General features: G+C 71.9%; 17 protein-coding genes (1 of these 17 only partly in view). 8 read left to right on the forward strand and 9 right to left on the reverse strand.

What is annotated here, in order from left to right:
- The 3 genes from ACQPZ4_RS39840 to ACQPZ4_RS39850 form a co-directional block, all read left to right on the forward strand.
- A protein-coding gene (locus tag ACQPZ4_RS39840; RefSeq protein WP_433048113.1) for an antibiotic biosynthesis monooxygenase family protein crosses the window boundary here: on the forward strand, positions 1–121 show its 3' end. It extends 188 nt beyond the left edge of the window; the window shows 121 of its 309 coding nt (coding positions 189–309); the start codon falls outside the window, past its left edge; the stop codon is at positions 119–121.
- Between the two features lie 2 nt (positions 122–123).
- Positions 124–1,668, forward strand: coding sequence for a class I SAM-dependent methyltransferase (locus ACQPZ4_RS39845; protein ID WP_433048116.1), 1,545 nt, complete (start codon positions 124–126; stop codon positions 1,666–1,668).
- 354 nt (positions 1,669–2,022) lie between these two features.
- Positions 2,023–2,976 carry an NADP-dependent oxidoreductase gene (locus ACQPZ4_RS39850; protein WP_433048119.1) on the forward strand — a complete coding sequence of 318 codons (954 nt, stop codon included), beginning with the start codon at positions 2,023–2,025 and terminating at the stop codon, positions 2,974–2,976.
- Between the two features lie 700 nt (positions 2,977–3,676).
- On the opposite strand, the gene ACQPZ4_RS39855 is transcribed toward ACQPZ4_RS39850, so the two are convergent.
- Together ACQPZ4_RS39855 and ACQPZ4_RS39860 are read right to left on the reverse strand one after the other, a co-directional pair.
- Positions 3,677–4,465, reverse strand: a complete 789-nt coding sequence (locus tag ACQPZ4_RS39855; RefSeq protein WP_433048121.1) for an SGNH/GDSL hydrolase family protein — start codon at positions 4,463–4,465, stop codon at positions 3,677–3,679.
- A complete protein-coding gene (locus ACQPZ4_RS39860) occupies positions 4,462–4,845 on the reverse strand; it encodes a winged helix-turn-helix transcriptional regulator (protein WP_433048124.1) in 384 nt (127 codons plus the stop codon). The genes ACQPZ4_RS39855 and ACQPZ4_RS39860 overlap by 4 nt, the downstream gene beginning before the upstream one ends.
- A gap of 69 nt (positions 4,846–4,914) precedes the next feature.
- Here ACQPZ4_RS39860 and ACQPZ4_RS39865 point away from each other — a divergent pair, with 69 nt between their 5' ends.
- Positions 4,915–5,535, forward strand: a complete 621-nt coding sequence (locus ACQPZ4_RS39865) for an NAD(P)-dependent oxidoreductase (protein WP_433048127.1) — start codon at positions 4,915–4,917, stop codon at positions 5,533–5,535.
- On the opposite strand, the gene ACQPZ4_RS39870 is transcribed toward ACQPZ4_RS39865, so the two are convergent.
- The 5 genes from ACQPZ4_RS39870 to ACQPZ4_RS39890 all read right to left on the reverse strand — a co-directional run bounded on the left by ACQPZ4_RS39870 (position 5,532) and on the right by ACQPZ4_RS39890 (position 10,022).
- A complete protein-coding gene (locus ACQPZ4_RS39870) occupies positions 5,532–6,290 on the reverse strand; it encodes an ABC transporter permease (protein WP_433048130.1) in 759 nt (252 codons plus the stop codon). The two genes, ACQPZ4_RS39865 and ACQPZ4_RS39870, sit on opposite strands and share 4 nt — an antisense overlap.
- Complete coding sequence (locus ACQPZ4_RS39875; RefSeq protein ID WP_433048133.1) at positions 6,287–7,231, reverse strand: ATP-binding cassette domain-containing protein; 945 nt, start codon at positions 7,229–7,231, stop codon at positions 6,287–6,289. The genes ACQPZ4_RS39870 and ACQPZ4_RS39875 overlap by 4 nt, the downstream gene beginning before the upstream one ends.
- A gap of 407 nt (positions 7,232–7,638) precedes the next feature.
- Positions 7,639–8,253: a PadR family transcriptional regulator gene (locus ACQPZ4_RS39880; RefSeq protein WP_433048136.1), complete on the reverse strand. Its 615-nt coding sequence runs from the start codon at positions 8,251–8,253 to the stop codon at positions 7,639–7,641.
- A gap of 489 nt (positions 8,254–8,742) precedes the next feature.
- Positions 8,743–9,375 (reverse strand): hypothetical protein, encoded by a 633-nt coding sequence (locus ACQPZ4_RS39885; protein ID WP_433048139.1) that lies wholly within the window; start codon positions 9,373–9,375, stop codon positions 8,743–8,745.
- Between the two features lie 86 nt (positions 9,376–9,461).
- On the reverse strand, positions 9,462–10,022 hold the full coding sequence (locus ACQPZ4_RS39890; RefSeq protein WP_433048142.1) for a hypothetical protein: 561 nt from the start codon (positions 10,020–10,022) through the stop codon (positions 9,462–9,464).
- 505 nt (positions 10,023–10,527) lie between these two features.
- Between ACQPZ4_RS39890 and ACQPZ4_RS39895 the strand changes: the two genes are divergently transcribed.
- Complete coding sequence (locus tag ACQPZ4_RS39895) at positions 10,528–11,466, forward strand: hypothetical protein (RefSeq protein WP_433048145.1); 939 nt, start codon at positions 10,528–10,530, stop codon at positions 11,464–11,466.
- A 197-nt stretch (positions 11,467–11,663) separates the two neighbouring features.
- Here the strand turns inward: ACQPZ4_RS39895 and ACQPZ4_RS39900 are convergent, their stop codons facing one another.
- Positions 11,664–12,521, reverse strand: a complete 858-nt coding sequence (locus tag ACQPZ4_RS39900) for an RNA polymerase subunit sigma-70 (RefSeq protein WP_433066846.1) — start codon at positions 12,519–12,521, stop codon at positions 11,664–11,666.
- A 142-nt stretch (positions 12,522–12,663) separates the two neighbouring features.
- On the opposite strand from ACQPZ4_RS39900, the gene ACQPZ4_RS39905 reads away from it, so the two are divergent.
- On the forward strand, positions 12,664–13,020 hold the full coding sequence (locus ACQPZ4_RS39905) for a YciI family protein (RefSeq protein WP_433048148.1): 357 nt from the start codon (positions 12,664–12,666) through the stop codon (positions 13,018–13,020).
- A gap of 86 nt (positions 13,021–13,106) precedes the next feature.
- Positions 13,107–14,927 (forward strand): DNA helicase RecQ, encoded by a 1,821-nt coding sequence (gene recQ / locus ACQPZ4_RS39910; protein ID WP_433048151.1) that lies wholly within the window; start codon positions 13,107–13,109, stop codon positions 14,925–14,927.
- Positions 14,928–15,130: 203 nt separating this feature from the next.
- On the opposite strand, the gene asnB is transcribed toward recQ, so the two are convergent.
- On the reverse strand, positions 15,131–17,023 hold the full coding sequence (gene asnB, locus ACQPZ4_RS39915; protein WP_433048154.1) for an asparagine synthase (glutamine-hydrolyzing): 1,893 nt from the start codon (positions 17,021–17,023) through the stop codon (positions 15,131–15,133).
- Between the two features lie 124 nt (positions 17,024–17,147).
- Between asnB and ACQPZ4_RS39920 the strand changes: the two genes are divergently transcribed.
- Positions 17,148–19,205, forward strand: coding sequence for a transglycosylase domain-containing protein (locus ACQPZ4_RS39920; protein ID WP_433048157.1), 2,058 nt, complete (start codon positions 17,148–17,150; stop codon positions 19,203–19,205).
- Positions 19,206–19,208 lie beyond the last annotated feature (3 nt).

Below are 19,208 nucleotides of genomic sequence, written 5' to 3' on the forward strand. Positions count from 1 at the left end.
CCAGGCCTGGTCCAACGGCCCCGCGCGGGAGGCCCACGCCGGCGAGCGCTCCCGCCCGGTCGCCACCGGCGCCAGCCTGCTCGAGTTCGAGGTCGTCCAGCACGCGGACCCACGGGGCTGACCATGGCGCGCTTCGTCCTCTTCCCCGGCCGCCACCACCTGCTGACCCGTTTCCAAGCGGTCTATCTGCGCGGTTTGGTGAACAACGAAGAACGCCTTTCTGGTACTGCCAGTGCTCCCACGATCATCTGGGCCGTCACGAGCGCCAATCACCAGAACACCAAGCGCAATCCCGTACCGTACGACCGTCGCGAGGCGGCCATCGAGCGCTTCAGCGCCCAGGAGGACCTCCGCTCCCTGGTCGTGCCGGTCTTCGACACCGCGCACACCGACCGCTTCGCCGAGGTGACCCTCAAGAGCGTCGAGTCCGTCCTCGGCCACCATCTCACCCCCGCGGACACCGTGGTCGCCTGCTCCACCCCGGACGTCGCCGCCCTGTATTCGGCCCTCGGCTTCGCCATCGCCCCCGTCGAGGCGGACACGGATGTGGTCCCGGCGAGCGAGGCCCCCGAGCGCCCGTGGGACGTGCTGCTGCGACTGGCCGGCGGCGACCCAACATGGCGGGAGCTGGCGCATCCGGCGACGCTGGACGTGTACGGCCGCTATCGCCTCGACGAGCAGGTCACCCTCGTGGTCAACGACCCGGTGGTCGGCGAGGAGGGCGGCCTGACCACGACCCGCGACTACCGCACCTACGCGGAGGCCTTCGAGGCGAGCGCCGAGCGCAAGTGGGACCTCGTCAAGCGCCACATCCGCCCAGGCCGCATCGTCGACGTCGGCTGCGGGGCGGGCGCCGTGCTGGCCCTGGCCGACCGCGAGCCGTCCCTGCGCGAGAGCGACCTGATCGGCGTCGAGGTCGCCCGCCACCTCTACGAGGAGTGCGTGCACCGCAAGGCGCAGGGCTGGTTCACCAACCCCAACGTGTACTTCTACTGCCGCAACGTCCTCGGCGGCGCCGTCTTCCCGCCCCGCTCGATCGACACCACGCTGACCTTCGCCCTGACCCACGAGATCTGGTCCTACGGCAACCGCATGGACTCCCTGCGCCCCTTCGCCCAGGCCATCTACGACCACACGGTCCCCGGCGGAGTCTGGATCAACTCGGACGTCTGCGGCCCCGACAACCGCGACCTGCGGGTACGGCTCTCCCTGCAGGGCTCCCCCGCCCCGCTCAAGTCCCTGGACGACCTCTCCCGCGACGAGATCGCCGCCCACGTCGAGTCCCTCTCCACGCGGGCCAGGCTCGACCGCTTCGCCGCCGACTTCCACTTCGACCTGCCGTTCAAGGCCCTCGACGACCCGTCCGACCCCGGCGCCGTCGAACTCGCCCTGAGCGACGCCATGGAGTTCCTGGCCCACAAGGACTACCCGGACAACTGGCTCTCCGAGTCCCACGAGCAGTTCTGCGGCCTCGAGTTCGCCGACTGGAAGGCCCTCCTGACCGACATCGGCTTCGAGGTCGACCCCGCCTCCCACGCCTGGCGCAACGACTGGATCGTCGACAACCGCATCCGCCCCTACGCCCAACTGTCCACACCGGACGGTCACCCGCTTGACTGGCCGGACACCCACGTCCTCCTGATCGCCCGCCGCCCGCTGAACACCTGACCCGCCTGCCCACGCGCCGAACCGCAGACCCGACGCCCGTCGCCCACCTGACCCGACACCCGAACCCGCCCGACCGTGCCCGTTCAACCGACCCGCGCACCGTGCCCACACCGCACCGCACCGCACCGCGCCACACCGCGCTCACACCACACCACACCGCACCGCACTGTGCCCGCCACACCGCGCTCACACCGCACCGCACCGCACCGCACAGCACTGCGCCCGCCACGCGGCGCTCACACCACACCGCGCCACGCCACACCGCGCCCTGCCACACCGCGCACACACGGCACCGCGCTCGCATCGCACCGCGCTTCCCGTGGACGCAGACCTCATACAGATCCGGAGCACATCGTGAAGGCGTTGCAGTATTCCGAGTACGGTCCGTCGAGCGTCCTCCACCTGGTCGAGCTGCCCGACCCGCAGCCGCCGGCCGGCCGGATCCGCGTCGCGGTGCGGGCGATCGGCGTCAACCCGTTCGACTGGAAGGTCCGCAGCGGCGCGTTCGGCGACACCACCCCGACCCGCCTGCCGCACGTGCCCCACTCGGACGTCGCCGGCGTGGTCGACGCCATCGGCGAGGGCGTCGAGGGCGTCCAGCTCGGCGACGAGGTCTTCGGCACCGCCGCCGGCGGAGGCGCCGCCGAGCACGCGATCCTGCGCGAGTGGGCCCAGAAGCCGCCCGGCATGACCTTCGCCGAGGCGGCGGGCCTCCCCAACGTCGTCGAAACCGCCGGCCGCGCCCTCGACCTGCTCGGCATCAGCAAGCTCCAGCCCACCGCCCACACCACCGAGGGCGACCCGTCGGCCCAGCGCGGCCCCACCCTCGTCATCAACGGCGCCTCGGGCGGCGTAGGCATCGCCGCGGTCCAGCTGGCCATCGCCCGCGGCGCCACGGTCATCGGCACCGCGAGCGAGCGCAACCACGAGTTCCTGACCAAGCTCGGCGCAACGCCCGTCACGTACGGTCCAGGCCTCGCCGACCGCATCCGCACCCTGGCCCCCGCCGGCGTAGACCGCGCCCTGGACACCGCCGGCCGCGGCGCGGTGGCCGAACTGGTGACCCTGACCCCCACCCCGGCCGACGTGGTGAGCATCGCCGACTTCGACGCCGCCAAGCACGGCGCCCGAGTCACCGACGGCTCCGAGGGCCGCGCCTACCAGACCCTCCAGGAGGCCGCCGCCCTCTACACCGAGGGCCGCTTCACCATGCCCGTCGAACGCACCTACCCCCTGTCCGAAGCCGCCGCCGCCCACGACCTGAGCGAATCCGGCCACGTACGCGGAAAAATCGTCCTCACCCTCTAACCCGCCCCGCCCCGCCGCGCCCCTCGCCCCACCCACGCCAAACCGCCCGCTGCATCAAGCACCGCCGGCCACACGCAAGAGGCCGGGAGCCACGGTTCAGCGCACACGCCAGCCACACGCACGCCCGCCACGCACACGCATCACGCACCGCCGGCCACACGCAGGAGCCTGCGAGTCACGGTTCCGCCCGCAGCCGCACGCGCGACGCAGGTACACACGCCGCACGCACCCACGCACGCCAACCGCAGGCACGCATCACGCACGCCAGCCGCACGCAGCGAGCTGGAGTCACGCTTCCAGGCGGACCGGGGTCGGGTGGCGCACACACGCCATCCGCGCGCGCCGGCCGCACATGTCACGCATCTCGCACCGCCGGCGACACGCAGGAGGCTGCGAGTCACGGTTCCAGCACGCACGCATCACGTACCGCCGACCACACGCGAGAGGCTGGGAGTCACGCTTCCAGCCGCAGCCGCACGCAGGCACACAGGCACGCACGACGCAGGCACGCACACACGGGATGCCGCACGCACGGAGCACGCCAACCGCACGCACCCACCACGCACGCCAGCCGCACGCAGCGAGCTGGAGTCACGCTTCCAGGCGGACCGGGGTCGGGTGACGCACACACGCCATCCGCGCGCGCCAGGCACACGCGTCACGAATTACGCGTCGTTGGCAGCACGCGGGAGGCTGGGAGTTACGGCTCCAGGTGGACCGGGGTGGGGGTGGCGCGCTTGCAGGAGCGGTTGTCGCCCGAGCTTCGGCCGAGGATGTGGCGGCCCGCCCACGGGAGCATGTGATGGCGGAGCCAGGACAGTTCGGCGGTGACGGACTGGTGGCGGGGGCGGCGTACCGGTGGGGGCAGCGCGGCGTTCCAGGAGTTGTCGAAGCCGGGGAGGCCCAGCGCGTACGCGAGGGCGTGGGCGATGCGTTCGTGGCCTGCGCTGTTGGCGTGCAGGCGGTCGTCGCTCCACAGGCGCGGGTCGGACGCGACCGGGTAGGCGCCCAGGTCCAGCAGGATGGCGCCGCTGTCCGCCGTCACCTTGCGGATGGCGTCGTTCAGGGCCAGGACCCGGCCGCGCAACGGCTTGGCCAGGGGCATGACCGGGGCCGGGTCGGGGAGGGTGAAGGTCAGGACCGTCGTGCCGGTGGCGACCAAAGCCTGCTGCATGTCCCGGATGTCCGCGGCCACCTTGGTGACGTCGAAGGAGCCGCGCAGGATGTCGTTCATCCCGGCGACGACCGTGGCCAGGTCGGGCTCCAGGGCGAGGGCCGGCTCCAGCTGTTCGGCGCGAATGCGGGCGGTGGTGCGGCCGCGGATGGCGAGGTTGGCGTACTCCAGGGGAGCCGTCGATTGCTGGTGGCGGGCCACGTGTTCGGCGAAGCGGTCGGCCCAGCCGCGGTACCCGCCGTTGCCGTCCGGGTCGTCCATGCCCTCCGTGGTGCTGTCGCCGATGGCCACGTAGCGGCGGTAGGTGCGGGTCACGACGCGCGCTCCGCCGAGGCCGTGTACGCCGCGCGCGCTGATTCGAGAGAGCTCAGGTGCTGCTCGGCCCAGACCCGGCAGGCGTCCATCGCGGGGAACAATGTGCGGCCCAGCTCCGTGATCGCGTACTCCACGCGGGGCGGGAGCTCGTCGTAGGCGGTACGAGTGAGCATGCCGTCGCGTTCCAGGGCGCGCAGGGTCTCGGTGAGGACCTTGGCCGAGACGCGGCCGAGGGGGACGCGCAGTTCCGTGAAGCGGCGGGGGTGGCCGTCGCGAAGGCACGTGAGGACCATGCCGGCCCACTTGTCGCCGATCTGGAACGGCGTCACTGAGGACGGGCAGGCCGGGTCGAACAGGTCCGGCGGCAGCGGTGCGCGCATCCGGCCACGGTAACCCGCGCCGCGGTTACGTTGCAGTTACCGGCGTCTCCCGTTCTACCGTCCCGGATTATGACCAGACTGGTGGTTTTCGGAGCGGGCGGACGCGCCGGGCGGGCGATCGTCAGCGAGGCGAGACGGCGCACCGCCCACAGCAGCAACGGTGGCGGTCGCGGCGGCGATGGGATGACGGTCACCCCGGTGGTGCGGGAGCCGGCCAAGTACGCGGACCTCGACGGCGCCGTCCGGGGCGACGCCACCGACGCGGATTCCGTGGCCGCAGTGGCGGCGGGGCATGACGTGGCGATCGTCGCGGTGTACAGCGCCGAACTCGACCCCGCCGCGTACGCCGCGGCGACCGAGCAGCTGCTCGCCGGGCTCGAGCGGGCGGCCGTCAAGAAGGTGCTCATCGTCGGGCTCGCGACCACGTTCGGGGCGGTGGATTCGCTGCCGGCCGAGTGGCGGCCGTTCGCCCAGGCCAGGGCCGACGAGCTGGCGGTGTTGCGGGACTACGCGGGGGCCGTCGACTGGGTGGTGTTCACGCCGCCGATGGAGTTGGTGGAGGGGGACAGCATGCAGTACACGATGAAGGAACTCGGGGGAAGGCTGACCTATGCGGCGCTGGCGGCGGCGCTGCTCGACGAGGTCGAAGCAGGCCGCCACCATCGTCGGCAGGTGGGGGTCTCCGGCTAGACGGACTTCTGGTAGGCCTTGAAGGTCCTGGTGGACAGCCACACCAGCAGGACCGCCAGGGCCAGGAGCGCGCCGCCGTAGGTGCCGGTGCGGGGCCAGTCGATGTCGCCGGCGAGCGCGGTGCGGCAGGCCTCCAGGGCCCAGTTCACCGGGTTGCCGTGGGCGATGCGACGGATCCACGGCGGCATGAGGGACGGGGCCATGAACGAGGACGACAGGAAGGTGAGCGGCAGCAGGAGCAGGGTGTTCAGGCCGATGATGGTCTCGCGCTGGCGGACCAGCATGCCGGCGATGTTCGACAGGGCGCTGAACACCACGCCGAGCAGGCCGGCCGCCACGACCAGGAACAGCACGCCGGTGAGGGGGTAGCCGGCGCCGGCGAGCAGGCCCAGCAGCACGATGATGACCGCCTGGATCGTCACGCTCAGGGTCTGTTCGACGACGACCGCCTCGAGGATGGCGCCGCGGCGGGCCGGGGTGGTGAGGAAGCGGTTCATGGTGCCGCGGTCGATCTCCTCCAGCACGCCCATGCCGGACCACATGCTGGACGAGACGGCGGTCATCACGACGATGCCCGGCACGAGGTACTCCACGTAGCTCCCGCCCCCGAACCCCGGCAGGTCCACGATCCGGCGGAACAGGTTGCCGAACAGAAACAGCCAGATCGCCGGCTGGATGAGCGTGATGAGCAGGAACGCCGGCTGCTGGACGAACACTTTCAGGCGCCGGCCCGTCAGGTACGCGAGGCTGCTCACGCGGCCACCTCCAGGCGGCGGCCGGCGTGCTTGAGGTACACGTCGTCGAGGCTCGGGCGGGCCACGGTGACGGTCGCGACCCCGATGCCGTGCGCGTCCAGGGCGGCGAGCGCACCGGGGACCGCGGCCGCGCCGTCGTCGGCCCGGGCCGAGAGCCGCCGGCCGTCGAGGGTCACCTCGCGCAGGGCCGGCAGCCCGGCGAGCGCGCTGCGGGCCGGTGGGCCGTCCGGAGGATCCAGGACTTCAATGTGTACCGCATCCCCGCGCAACTCCCCCTTCAGCCGATCCGGCGTCCCCTCGGCCACGACCCGTCCCCCGTCGACGATGACGAGACGGTCGGCGAGGCGGTCGGCCTCGTCCAGGTAGTGCGTGGTGAGCAGGATCGCCATCCCGGTGAGCCGCTTGATCTCGCTCCACAGCGCGGCGCGCCCCTCGGGGTCGAGGCCGGTCGTCGGCTCGTCCAGGAACAGCACCTCCGGCCGGTGGACCAGCCCCAGCGCGACGTCGAGGCGCCGCTGCATGCCGCCGGACCAGTGCCGGGTCGGCCGGTTCGCGGCCTCGGCCAGGTCGAACCGCTCCAGCAGCTCGTCGACCCGGCGGCGCAGGTCCCGGCCGCGCAGCCCGAACAGGTGGCCCTGCAGGGTGAGGTTGTCGCGGCCGGTGGCGGCCGGGTCGAGGCCGGAGCGCTGGGCGACGACACCGATCGCGGCGCGTACGCCGCGCGGGTCCCGCCCCACGTCCCGCCCCAGCACCTCGGCGTGCCCGGAGTCGGCACGGGCGAGCGTGGTGAGAATCTTGACGGTGGTGGACTTGCCGGCGCCGTTGGGGCCGAGCAGGCCGACGATCTCGCCCGGCTCGACGTCGAGCGAGAGGCGGTCGAGGGCGCGCACGCCCTTGGGGTAGGTCTTGACGAGGTCCCTTGCCAGGACGGCAGCGGGCATGACGGTCTCCCGTTCGGTCGGACCGACGCCACGGGAGTCGACTATCCTGGCGGTTGCAGACACCAAAGCCGGATTCGTTCCCGCGAAATCGGTTGAGGTCGTTTCCCGGGTCGTGGTGTTCCCGCACCGCGACCCGGTTTTTACTTGTACTCCCGGCGCTCCCGCGCCAGGCGTTCGTGTTCCGCGCGCCGGCGTTCGTTCCGGGTGTCGCGCGGGGTCTTGCTCCTGGCGTTCCGCGCCAGGCGTTCGTGTTCCGCGCGCCGGGCGTTGGTTCCGGCGCCGCGCGCGAGGCGTTGCTCCTGGCGTTCCCGCGCCAGGCGTTCGTGGGCCGCCCGGCGCGGTTCCCGCCGGGCGTTCGTGTTCCGCGCCGCGCGCCGGGCGTTGGTTCCGGCGCCGCGGGCGGGGTGTTACTCCTGGCGTTCCCGCGCCAGTTGTTCGTGGGCCGCGCGCCAGAAGTCGGAGCCGGAGAGGGTGCCCGCCTCGATCTCGGCGACGAGGCCCCGCACCCAGTCGGCCTCCGCGCGCAGCAGGGCCAGCCCGAACTCGGCCTCGATGGTGAAGATGCGCGGCACCACCCCGTCGGCGGCCCGCAGCGACGCCTCCTCCGCGGCCACCTGGTGCGCGAGGATCTCGGCCCGCTTGCGCAGCAGGTAGGCGGCCTCGTCCGGCGGCAGTACGCCGAGCACGGACAGGGCCGCCCGCAGCTTCGGGTACTCCCGTTCCGGCGCCCCCACCAGCTCGCGCATCCAGTCGACGCACTCGTCGCGGCCGGCGTCGGTGATCGAGTACACGGTGCGCTCGGGGCGCCGGCCCTCCCGCGTCGTGCGCTCCGCCTCGATGAAGCCGTGCTTCTCGAGGTTGCCGACCACGGTGTAGAGCGAGCCCCACTGGATTTTGAAGTCCTGCTCCTTGCCGCGCCCGCGCATCTCCGCCGCGATCTCGTACGGGTGCATCGGCCGCTGGTACAACGTCGCCAGCACATGCAGGGCGAGCAGGTTGCCGACCTTGCGCCGCCTGGCCATCGCACCCCCCGGACGTGTTCGCACACGGATACTCGTGGACGAGTATAGGCACATACTCGCCGACGAGTAAACGGCTCCGAATATTCCGCCGCGAGGTACCAACGCCGCCCAGAACACGACGGCGCGCACAACGAACGGCGCGCGCAGAAGGGCGGCGCCGCCCGCAGGACACGGCACCGCCACGACGGCACGACGGCACGACGGCACGACGAACCGTGCGCGCAGGAAACGGCGCTGCCCAGAAACACGACGGCGCTACAAGGAACGGAACGGAGCGGCGGACAAGGCCGCGCCGCCCCCAGGACGCGGCGACGCCACAACGAACCATGTGCGCACAGGAAGCGGCGCCGCGCAGAAACACGACGGCGCGCGCAGAAGGCGGCGCCGCCCGCGGGACGCCACGACGCCACGACGAACCGTGCGCACAGGAAGCGGCGCCGCCCCGAAGGGCGACGCCGCCGCAAACGAATGTCGGACGTTCCGCAAGGGCTAAGCGGGTTCGGGCTCCGTGAAGTGCTGGGAAGCGGCGAACGCCTGGAACTGCTCGGCCACAGCGCCGAGGTCCTCCTGCTCCGACGACGAACCGTCCGTGGAGGAGACGTGCCACCGCCGCTGGGTCGGGACGAAGGCGACCTTGATCGAGGCCCCGTCCTCCCGCCACAGCTCGGCCGTGGTGTTGTCCTCGTCGAGCCGCCCGATGAAGTCACGGATGTCGTCCCCGGTCGGGTGGTGCGCGAGCGAGCCGTCCTCGGTCGTCATCCGGGCCACCGGCACCCGCAGCAGCCGCCGTGGCTGCCACAGGGCCGCCGGCTGATGGCGACCCGGCCGCTGGAAGCACAGCAGCTCGCAGTCGTCGGCCAGCTTGTGGATGAAGTGCAGGGTCTCCCTCGGCGCGTCCCGCTGCAGGGTCAGCAGCACGTGCGTGCCGGACCCGATGACCGGTTCCGCCCACAGCGCCGGATCGACGCCCGCCCGCACCTCGCGGTCGAAGCGCTCCACGCCGGGATCGACGATCGCCCATTCCGCGTCGCCCCGACGCAACGCCTCGTACCGGTCGACACCCTGGTCAACCGTGATCGGCCGGGCCTCGTACCAGACACCAACCTCGATCAACTCCGCCATGGAAGACCAACCTACGGAACCGGCAGAAACCGGCGCAACTCAGCCACGCAGGGTGCCGTATCCATCACCCATTCATCGTTCTACCCTCAGTGATCGGCACTCTGCGCTATGTGGCGCTCGGTCACCGCCTCGACCAGGCCACCGGCGGCGTGCGTGGTGATGATCAAGGGGCCGCCCGTATCGCCTGGTAGATCGAGGATGACGGCCGTCAGCGGGAGCACCGCGACCCTCCCGTGGGCGGTCAGCCGACCGGCCGGCTCGGCCCGCGCGCCGGCGATGTCGGACCACAGGACCGTCACGGACGGGTGACGCCGGGCCAGCAGGAGCCGCGGACGCAGGGTGAGTCCATCGTCGCTCAACGCGACCATGACGTGGATGCCGCCGCCGAAAAGGAGGGCGAGCCCGGGACCCAGCTCCCAGATGAGGGCCGCCCGATCGAGGGGTACGCGCCCGAGCCAGTGCTGCGCGCCGGCCGCATGCAGGGCGCGCTGACGCCGCCGCGCCCACCACTGGACCAGCAGGACCGGCCCGATCGCGCTCGCGGCCAGCCCGGCGAACCCCAGGGCGGCCGGCCAGCGCCCGAGCAGCGGCAGCCCGACCGGCACCGCGGCGGCGAGCACCAGCCACCAGCCGCGCCCCCGCACCATCCCAACCCTACGCGGATCCGCACACTCCGACTAAACGCGCAAAATGCGCATACGGCCATCGCGGGCAATCCAGCGGGCACTCCCCCGACCGCGATGCACGATCGCCCACCTGAGCGGGCATGATGGCCCAATGCCCCACGCGCGCCCACCCCGGCCGCAGCCGCAGCCGCAAACGGCCACGTCCGCGGAAAAGCCCCCGCAAGCGGCCAGGCCCGCGGAAAAGCCGCAAGCGGCCACGTCCGCGGAAAAGCCGCAAGCGGCCACGTCCGCGGAAAAGCCGCAAGCGGCGAGGTCCGCGGAAAAGCCGCAAGCGGCGAGGTCCGCGGAAAAGCCGCAAGCGGCGAGGTCCGCGGAAAAGCCGCAAGCGGCGAGGTCCGCGGAAAAGCCGCAAGCGGCGAGGTCCGCGGAAAAGCCGCGAACGGCCAGGCCCGCGAAAAAGCCGCCGCAAACGGCCAGGTCCGCCAGGAAGCCGCTGCCCCGAGCGGCCGCCGCGAGGAAAATCCTCGTGGCCGCGGTTGCCGCCGTGTTCCTGCTCGCCGGTTGCGGCGACAAGGAGCCGCCCGCCTCCTCCGCGCCGCTGTTCGCGTCGGCGTCGGCGGCCGCGCCCTCGTCGGCCGCCGCCCCGCCACCGTCGAGCGCACCGGCACCGACGAGCGCCGCCCCGGTGGCGATCCCGGCCGGGGTGACCGCGGGCATCGTGATCTACGACCGGCAGACCAAGTCCTACGTCCTGCAGCAGAAGGGCGCCTGGCGGTTCCGCTCCGCGTCGCTGGTCAAGCTGCTCATCGCGCTGGACTACTTCTGGAACAAAGGCCCCTCCTATTCGGTACCGCCCGCAGACCAGCCCAACCTGCAGGTCATGCTCCGCAGCAGCGACGACGCCGCCGCCACCGGCCTGTGGAAGGCCAACGGCCAGCGGGACATCGTCACCCGCATGGTGCAGCGCCTCGGCCTGCAGGACACCGCCCCGCCGCCGGTCAGCCAGCCCGGCTACTGGGGCTACACCGCGGTGAGCGCCGCCGACCTGGTGCGCGTCTACCAGTACATCCTGGACAAGGCGCCGGCCCCGGTCCGTACGTTCATCATGGGCAACCTGCACCAGACCACCAAGTGCGGCACCGACCACTACGACCAGTCGTTCGGCATCCCGAGCGTCTTCAAGGCCCCGCGCGCCGCGAAACAGGGCTGGTCAGGCTTCGGCGACGACCCGGCCACCCCGTGCGTCGCCAACGCCGCCTACTCGCTCGAAAACGCCGCACTTGCTCCAAACAACCCGGACATGATGGGCGAGGTCCTGCACACCACGGGCACCGTGGGCGAGAACGATCGGTACATTGTGGCCGTGCTGTCCGTACACCCGGATGGTTCGCAGTTCTCGAAGGCCGCCGCCAACCTCACGAAGATCGTGAAGGCGCTGCCGCTGCCCGCGTCACTCAAGCTCTAACGGCACGCGTCAGGCCGAACCACGCGAAGAGCGTCACGCGAGCTCAAGCGGCGGACGGAGCGGCGCGACGACCGTCACGCAAGCTCCAGCGGCGAACGGAGCGGCACGACGAGCGTCACGCAAGCTCCAGCGGCGAACGGAGCGGCACGACGAGCGTCACGCAAGCTCCAGCGGCGAACGGAGCGGCACGACGAGCGTCACGCAAGCTCCAGCGACAGGCCGAACTGCGGGAAGAGCCCGGCGCCGAAGGTGGTGAACTCGGCGACCCGGCCGTCCACCACCTGGATGACGTCCAGCTTGAACGCCTTGAACGCGGTGTCGCCCGGCGCGCGCAGGTAGCTCGCCGCCGCCGGGAGCCGGTTGGCGCTCGTCGGCAGCAGCCGCCACTCGCCGGTGGCGGCCAGGTCGAACGCGCGGTCCAGGAGCGGCAGGAACTCGGCGAGGCCGCGGTACTCGGCGGTCAGCGGCGGCATGGTGACCCGCACGTCCTCGCGCAGCAGGGCGACGGTCGCGGCCACGTCGGCCCGGTCGTGCGCGGCGATGAGGCGGTCGAGCAGGGCCCGCTCCTCGCCGGTCGGGACGGCGGGCATCGCGTCGCGCTCGGGGGCCGACTTCAGCGTCGCGCGGGCGCGCTGCAGGGCGCTGTTGGCCGCCGGTACCGTCAACTCGAGCGCCTCGGCCGTCTCCGCCGCCGACCACTCCAGCACGTCGCGCAGCAGCAGCACCGCGCGCTGGCGGGCCGGCAGCATCTGGATCGCGGTCAGGTAGGCCAGCTCGATCGTCTCGCGGGCCACCACGACGGCGTCCGGTTGCTCGTCGGGCGGGGCGATCTCGTCCAGCAGGCGGTCGGGGTACGGCTGCAGCCACAACACCTCGGCCCCGGCCGACGGCGGGCGGCGGTTGCGCTGCCGCACCGCGTCCAGACAGGCATTTGTGGCGATCTTGTACAGCCAGGCGCGCGCATTCGTGCCCGCCTCGAACCCGTCGCGGTGCTTCCACGCGCGCAGGAACGTCTCCTGGACCGCGTCGTCGGCGTCGGTGAAGGAGGCGAGCATCCGGTAGCAGTGCACGTGCAACTCCCGGCGGTGCCGCTCGAACAGCTCCTGGAAGTCCACGCCGCCAACCTACCGGGTCGTGTAGAGATGGGCCGGACGGCTCCGACCACCGGGTGACTCCGATCGAAAGGACAGTTCCGCGATGAAGTACCTGTTGCTGATCCACATGAACCCCGACGTGTGGTCGACGCTGACCCAGGCCGACATCGACGAGGTGATGGCCGGGCACGACACGTTCATCAAGACCATCACCGAGTCCGGCGAGTTGATCCGCACCGACGCGCTCGGCCAGCCCGCGGAGAGCGCCGTGGTGCGCGTGCGGGGCGGCGCGCCGACGGTGACCGACGGGCCGTACGTCGAGGCCAAGGAGTTCCTGGCCGGCTTCTACTTCGTGGAGTGCGCGACCCGCGACCGCGCGCTGGAGCTGGCGGCGATGATCCCGGACGCCAAGTGGAACGCGATCGAGGTTCGCCCGATCGTGCACACCCAGGAGAAGTAACCGAGCGTGCCGGGAGACAGGCCGATCCGTCACCGGGCGGATCGGCCGACCCGTTTTTGTCAGAGGTGGCTCGTAGAATCGCCGCCATGGAGAACGCACTCGATGTTCTACGCAGGGTGTTCGGCTACGACGAGTTCCGGGGCAGCCAGCAGGAGATCATCGAGCACGTGATCGGCGGCGGCGACGCGCTGGTGCTGATGCCGACCGGCGGCGGCAAGTCGCTGTGCTACCAGATCCCCGCGATCGTCCGGCCCGGCACCGCGGTGGTCATCTCGCCGCTGATCGCCCTCATGCAGAACCAGGTCGACGCGCTGCGCGAGCTCGGCGTGTCGGCCGGGTTCATCAACTCCACGCTCGACTTCGACCTGCGGCGCACCGTCGAGGCCCAGTTCGCCGGGGGCGAGCTCGACCTGCTGTACCTGGCGCCCGAGGCGCTCGCTTCGCAGTCCACCATGCGGCTGCTGGAGCGCGGCAGGATCGGGCTGTTCGCGATCGACGAGGCGCACTGCGTCTCGCAGTGGGGGCACGACTTCCGGCCCGACTACCTCAACCTGTCGATGCTGCACGAGCGCTGGCCCGACGTGCCGCGCATCGCGCTCACCGCGACGGCGACCAGCGCCACCCACAAGGAGATCGCGACCCGGCTCGGGCTGGACGGGGCCCGGCACTTCGTGTCGAGCTTCGACCGGCCGAACATCCAGTACCGGATCGTGCCGAAGCAGGAGCCGCGCCGCCAGCTGCTGGACTTCCTGCGCACCGAGCACCGCGGCGAGGCCGGGATCGTCTACTGCCTGTCCCGCAACTCGGTGGAGAAGATCGCCGAGTTCCTGAAGGACAACGGCATCCCGGCGCTGCCCTACCACGCGGGGCTCGACGCCGGCACCCGCGCCCGCAACCAGGACCGGTTCCTCAAGGAGGACGGCCTGGTCATGGTCGCGACGATCGCGTTCGGGATGGGCATCGACAAGCCCGACGTCCGCTTCGTGGCCCACCTCGACCTGCCCAAGTCCATCGAGGGGTACTACCAGGAGACCGGCCGGGCCGGCCGGGACGGCGAGCCGTCGGTGGCCTGGCTGGCCTACGGGCTGCAGGACGTCGTGCAGCAGCGCAAGATGATCGACACCTCCGAGGGCGACCTCGCCCACCGGCGCAACCTCGGCCAGCACCTCGACGCGATGCTCGCCCTGTGCGAGACGGTCGAGTGCCGGCGGGTGCAGCTGCTGGCGTACTTCGGGCAGGAACTCGGCAAGCCGTGCGACAACTGCGACACGTGCGTCGCCCCGCCGGAGTCCTGGGACGGCACGATCGCCGCCCAGAAGCTGCTCTCGACCGTCTACCGGCTGGAGCGCGAGCGCAACCAGAAGTTCGGCGCGGGCCAGTGCATCGACATCCTGATGGGCAAGAAGACCGACAAGGTCGTCCAGTGGCACCACGACGAGCTCAGCGTCTTCGGCGTCGGCGCCGACCTGCGCGACACCGAGTGGCGGGCGGTCATCCGCCAGCTGCTGGCCCAGCGGCTGCTCTCGGTCGAGGGTGACTACGGCACGCTGGTGCTGACCGAGAGCAGCGCCGAGGTGCTGGGCCGCAAGCGCACGGTCATGCTGCGCCGCGAACCCGAGCGGGTGATCTCCGCATCGAAGGCGGCCAAGACCGCGCGCCAGGACGCCGCGGCCGTGCTGCCCAAGGAGGCGGCGCCGGTCTTCGAGCACCTGCGGGCCTGGCGGGCGGCGACGGCGAAGGAGCAGGGCGTCCCCGCGTACGTGATCTTCCACGACGCCACCCTGCGCCAGATCGCCACCGAACGCCCGCAGTCCCTGGCCGCGCTGTCGGCGATCAGCGGCGTCGGCGAGAACAAACTGGCCAAGTTCGGCCAACCGATCCTGGACGCGCTGGCCGAACTGGACTGACCGACGCCTCGCCGACGGCGCCGAGGCACAGGCACCGCGGCGCCGTCGGGGAGATGCCACGGCCAAGCGCCGCCGTGGCACGGCCAAGCACGGCCAAGCGCCGCCGTGGCACAGACAGCGCCGCGCCGCCTGGGCGGTGCCACAGACAGCGCGGCGCCGTCGGCGCAAAGGCGGCACGGCGCCGCCGGCGAAGGACGGGCCGGCTACGTCCGGGCCACCGATCCCGGGCGCACGGGCCGAGACGGCGTGACCGTGCCCTCGACGAAGATGCCGTGCCACAGGCAGAACGAGAGCACGATCCAGATCTTCCGGGCGTGGTCCGCCTTGCCCTGCTCGTGCTCCTTCAGCAGGTCGTGGGCGTAGTCCAGGTCCAGCAGGGTCTTCGCGCCCGACGTCGACAGCACGTGGTGGGCCCACTCGTTGAGGTCGGTCTTGAGCCACGCCTTGGCCGGCGTCGGGAAGCCGAGCTTCGGCCGGTCCCGCACGAACGAGGGGACGATCCCGTCCACGGCCTGGCGCAGCGCGTACTTCGTCGTGCGCCCGCGCCGCGGCACCTTGAGCCGCTCGGGCAGGCGCGACAGCACCTCGAAGACCCGCCGGTCGAGGTACGGCACGCGCAGCTCGAGCGAGTGCGCCATCGACATGCGGTCGGCCTTGGTGAGGATGTCTCCGGTGAGCCAGGTGTTCAGGTCGATGTGCTGCATCGTGGTGACCGGGTCGAGATCAGCGACCTCGGCGTAGAGCGGCGCCGTGATGTGCGCGTGCCCGACCGTGGGAGACCCGCGCAGGAGCCGGGCCCGGTCGGACTCGGAGAGGATGCGGGCGTTGCCGAAGTACCGTTGCCGCATCGGTGTTGTGGCCCGCTCCAAATAGCTCTTGCCGCGCATCCCCTCCGGCATCGCCCGGGCCACGCGGCGCAGGGCGCGCTGGATCGATGGGCCGCGATCGGACACCGCGGCCAGCGAGCGCGGCTCGCGGTAGATCGTGTAGCCGCCGGCCAGCTCGTCCGCGCCCTCGCCGGACAGCACGACGGTGACGTGCTCGGCGGCCGTGCGGCAGAGGAAGTACAGCGGCACGATCGACGGGTCCGCGACCGGGTCGCCGAGGTGCCAGATGATCCGCGGCAGGGCCTCCATCACCTGCGCCGGGCGCACCACCGACGGCGTCAGCGTGACCCCGAGCTCCTGGGCCGAGCGCTCGGCGATCTCCAGCTCGTCGTGGCCGGACTCGAACGCGGCGGTGAAGGCGTGCAGGTTCGGGTGGTGCTCGGCGGCCAGGGCCACGATCGCGGTCGAGTCGACGCCGCTGGACAGGAACGCGCCCACCGGGACGTCGGCGCGCATGTGGGCCTTGACGCTGTCGCGCAGGGCCGCGCGCAGGTCCGCGACGACCGCGGCCTCCTCGGCGGCCGGGTCGGGGCGGAACGCGGGGCGGGCGAAGCGGCGGATCATCGGCGCCCGGCCGAGCTCCTTGACCAGCATCGCGCCGGCGGGCAGGCGGGCGATGTCGCGGTGCAGCGTGTACGGCTCGGGGACGTACTGCATCGTGAGGTACAGCGACATCGCCGTCGGATCGAGCTCGTCCGACGCGCAGTCCAGCAGCGGCGCCTTCTCGCTGGAGAGCCAGACGCCGTCGCGGGTCACCAGGTAGTACAGCGGCTTGATCCCGAACGGGTCGCGCGCCGCGTAGAGCGTGTCGGTCACCTCGTCCCACAGCGCGAAGGCGAACATGCCGCGCAGCCGCTCCAGCGCGCCCTCGCCCCAGTGGTGGAACGCCGCCGCGACCACCTCGGAGTCGCCGTCGGTCGCGAAGGTGGCGCCGTGCTCGCGGATCAGCTCCGCCCGCAGCGCCTCGTAGTTGTAGATCTCGCCGTTGAAGACGAGCGTCCAGCGGTCGGCGTAGCGCAGCGGCTGGCGGCTGCCCTGCCGGTCGATGACGGCCAGGCGGCGGAAGCCGGCGGCGGTGCCGGGGCCGATCCGGGCCAGCGCCATGTCGTCGGGGCCACGGTGCTCGATCAGGCCGAGCCGGCGCTCCATCGCGCCGAGGGTCTCCGCGGTGATGATGTCGTTGGTGGTGTACATCAGGAAGCCGCACATGCCATTCAGCCGACCACCGGCGGGGCACCTGTCGTCCCGGATGCGCGCCCGCCCATCCTCTTCTTGCTCCCGGGGGTGAAGTGTGATCGCTCGGAGGGCCGGGTAGCCGCCCGCCGTGCGCCGAATGATCACGATGCTCCGGATGCTGTTGTGCGGGATGCTGGGCGGCCTGGTGATCGCCGCCGCCGCCCTCCCGATCGCGCTCGTCGGCGGCGGCGCCGCGCGGGCCGGCGGCGACACGTGGGAGTCCCTCCCCACCGACCTGGCCACCCCGCCGGTCGCGCAGACGTCCTACGTGTACGCCAACGACGGCAAGACCCTGATCACCGCCTTCTACGACGAGAACCGGCGCGACATCCCGTTCGACCAGGTGGCCCCGGTGCTCGGCCAGGCCGTCGTGGCGGCCGAGGACACCCGCTTCTACCAGCATCACGGGGTCGACATCCGCGGCGTCGCCCGCGCGTTCGTCTCCAACAGCCGCGGCGGGGCCCAGCAGGGCGCGTCGACGCTGACGATGCAGTACGTGCGCAATGTCCTCAAGAACGACGCGAGCCTCACCCCCGAGCAGCACCTGCAGGCCCTCGCCGACTCCCCGACGCGCAAGCTGCGGGAGATGCGCTACGCCCAGGCGATCGAGAAGAAGCTTTCCAAGCAAGAGATCCTGCAGCGGTACCTGAACATCGCCTACTTCGGCGCGGGCGCGTACGGCATCGCGTCGGCGGCCCAGACGTACTTCGGCAAGGACGCGGCCAAGCTGACGCTGCCCGAGGCGGCGCTGCTGGCCGGCCTGCTGCAGTCCCCGGACGCGGACAACCCGATCAGCGGGGACCGCAAGGCGGCGCTGGAGCGGCGCGCGTACACCCTCGACGCGATGGCCAAGATGCACGTCATCACCCCGGAGGAGGCGACCGCGGCCACGGCGAGCGAGCTCAAGCTGTCCGTGACGCGGCCACCGAACGACTGCGCGTCGGTCGCGGACGAGCACAACGACTGGGGCTTCTTCTGCGACTACTTCCGCCAGTGGTGGAACAGCCGCGCCGAGTTCGGCACCACGCCGACCGAGCGCGACGAGCGGCTCCGCACCGGCGGGTACAAGATCGTGACGTCGCTCGATCCGGCGGTACAGTCGGCGGCAATGAGCCAGTCGCTCGGCGTCTATGGCTATGGCAGCGCCCGCTCCATGCCGCTGGCCGTGGTCACGCCGGGGACCGGGCGGGTGCTCGCGATGGCCGTGAACCGGCACTACAGCCTGGCGCCGGGCCGGTCCAACACCGTCAACCAGCTCGTGGCGGGGGGTGCGGGCGTTTCGGGGTACCAGGCCGGCTCGACCTTCAAGATGTTCACCATGCTCGCCGCGCTGGACGCCGGCATGTCGCTCAACACGCACTTCAAGGCGCCGAGCCGGATCGCGAGCATCTGGCCCGGCAGCGGACCGGGCAGCTGCGGCGGGCGGTGGTGCCCCGGCAACGACAGCCCGTCGTGGATGGACGGCGACCGCACGATGTGGAACGCGTTCGGGCGGTCGGTGAACACGTACTTCGTCTGGCTCGAGCAGACCGTCGGCGCCCGCAAGGTGGTGGAGATGGCGCAGCGGCTCGGCATCACGTTCCGCAGCCCCGAGGACGCGACGATGGCCGGCAAGGCCGACCAGTGGGGCTCGTTCACCCTCGGCGTCGCCTCGACCACCCCGCTGGACCTGGCCAACGCCTACGCCTCGGTGGCCGCGGGCGGGGTCTACTGCAGCCCGCTGCCGGTCGTGTCGATCACCGACCCGGACGGGCGCGCCCTGGACGCCGGCTCGCCCGAGTGCCGCCAGGTCGTCGACCCGGACGTGGCCGCGGCGGCCGCGGACGCCGCGCGGTGCCCGGTCGGCAAGGGCGGCTCGGCCTACGGCAAGTGCGACGGCGGCACGGCCGAGGCGGTCTCCGGCATCCTCGGCGGCCGGGCGGTGGGCGGCAAGACGGGCAGCTCGGAGAACAACGCGACGGAGACGTTCGCCGGCTTCACCCCGCAGGTCGCGGCGGCCGGGATCGCGGTCAACGCCGACAACCCGAACGACTGGGTGGGCTCGGGCGTGTCGAGCGCGGTCAACTCGGCGGTGGCCCAGACCATGGCGGCGGCCCTGCGCGGTCAGCCGTCGCTGGGCTTTCCCGCACCGTCGCGCGCGAAGGCCCTCGGGTGAGGA

The organism is Dactylosporangium sp. CS-033363 (assembly GCF_050942475.1).
GTDB lineage: Bacteria > Actinomycetota > Actinomycetes > Mycobacteriales > Micromonosporaceae > Dactylosporangium.

Excerpts from the sequence above, each read along its gene's own strand:
- ACQPZ4_RS39845 (WP_433048116.1), top strand. The coding sequence starts at position 124 with ATGGCGCGCTTCGTCCTCTTCCCCGGCCGCCACCACCTGCTGACCCGT.
- ACQPZ4_RS39860 (WP_433048124.1), bottom strand. The coding sequence starts at position 4,845 with ATGCGCGCACCGCTGCCGCCGGACCTGTTCGACCCGGCCTGCCCGTCC.
- ACQPZ4_RS39865 (WP_433048127.1), top strand. The coding sequence starts at position 4,915 with ATGACCAGACTGGTGGTTTTCGGAGCGGGCGGACGCGCCGGGCGGGCG.
- ACQPZ4_RS39875 (WP_433048133.1), bottom strand. The coding sequence starts at position 7,231 with ATGCCCGCTGCCGTCCTGGCAAGGGACCTCGTCAAGACCTACCCCAAG.
- ACQPZ4_RS39880 (WP_433048136.1), bottom strand. The coding sequence starts at position 8,253 with ATGGCCAGGCGGCGCAAGGTCGGCAACCTGCTCGCCCTGCATGTGCTG.
- ACQPZ4_RS39885 (WP_433048139.1), bottom strand. The coding sequence starts at position 9,375 with ATGGCGGAGTTGATCGAGGTTGGTGTCTGGTACGAGGCCCGGCCGATC.
- ACQPZ4_RS39890 (WP_433048142.1), bottom strand. The coding sequence starts at position 10,022 with ATGGTGCGGGGGCGCGGCTGGTGGCTGGTGCTCGCCGCCGCGGTGCCG.
- ACQPZ4_RS39900 (WP_433066846.1), bottom strand. The coding sequence starts at position 12,521 with ATGCTCGCCTCCTTCACCGACGCCGACGACGCGGTCCAGGAGACGTTC.
- ACQPZ4_RS39905 (WP_433048148.1), top strand. The coding sequence starts at position 12,664 with ATGAAGTACCTGTTGCTGATCCACATGAACCCCGACGTGTGGTCGACG.
- recQ (WP_433048151.1), top strand. The coding sequence starts at position 13,107 with ATGGAGAACGCACTCGATGTTCTACGCAGGGTGTTCGGCTACGACGAG.
- asnB (WP_433048154.1), bottom strand. The coding sequence starts at position 17,023 with ATGTGCGGCTTCCTGATGTACACCACCAACGACATCATCACCGCGGAG.
- ACQPZ4_RS39920 (WP_433048157.1), top strand. The coding sequence starts at position 17,148 with ATGATCACGATGCTCCGGATGCTGTTGTGCGGGATGCTGGGCGGCCTG.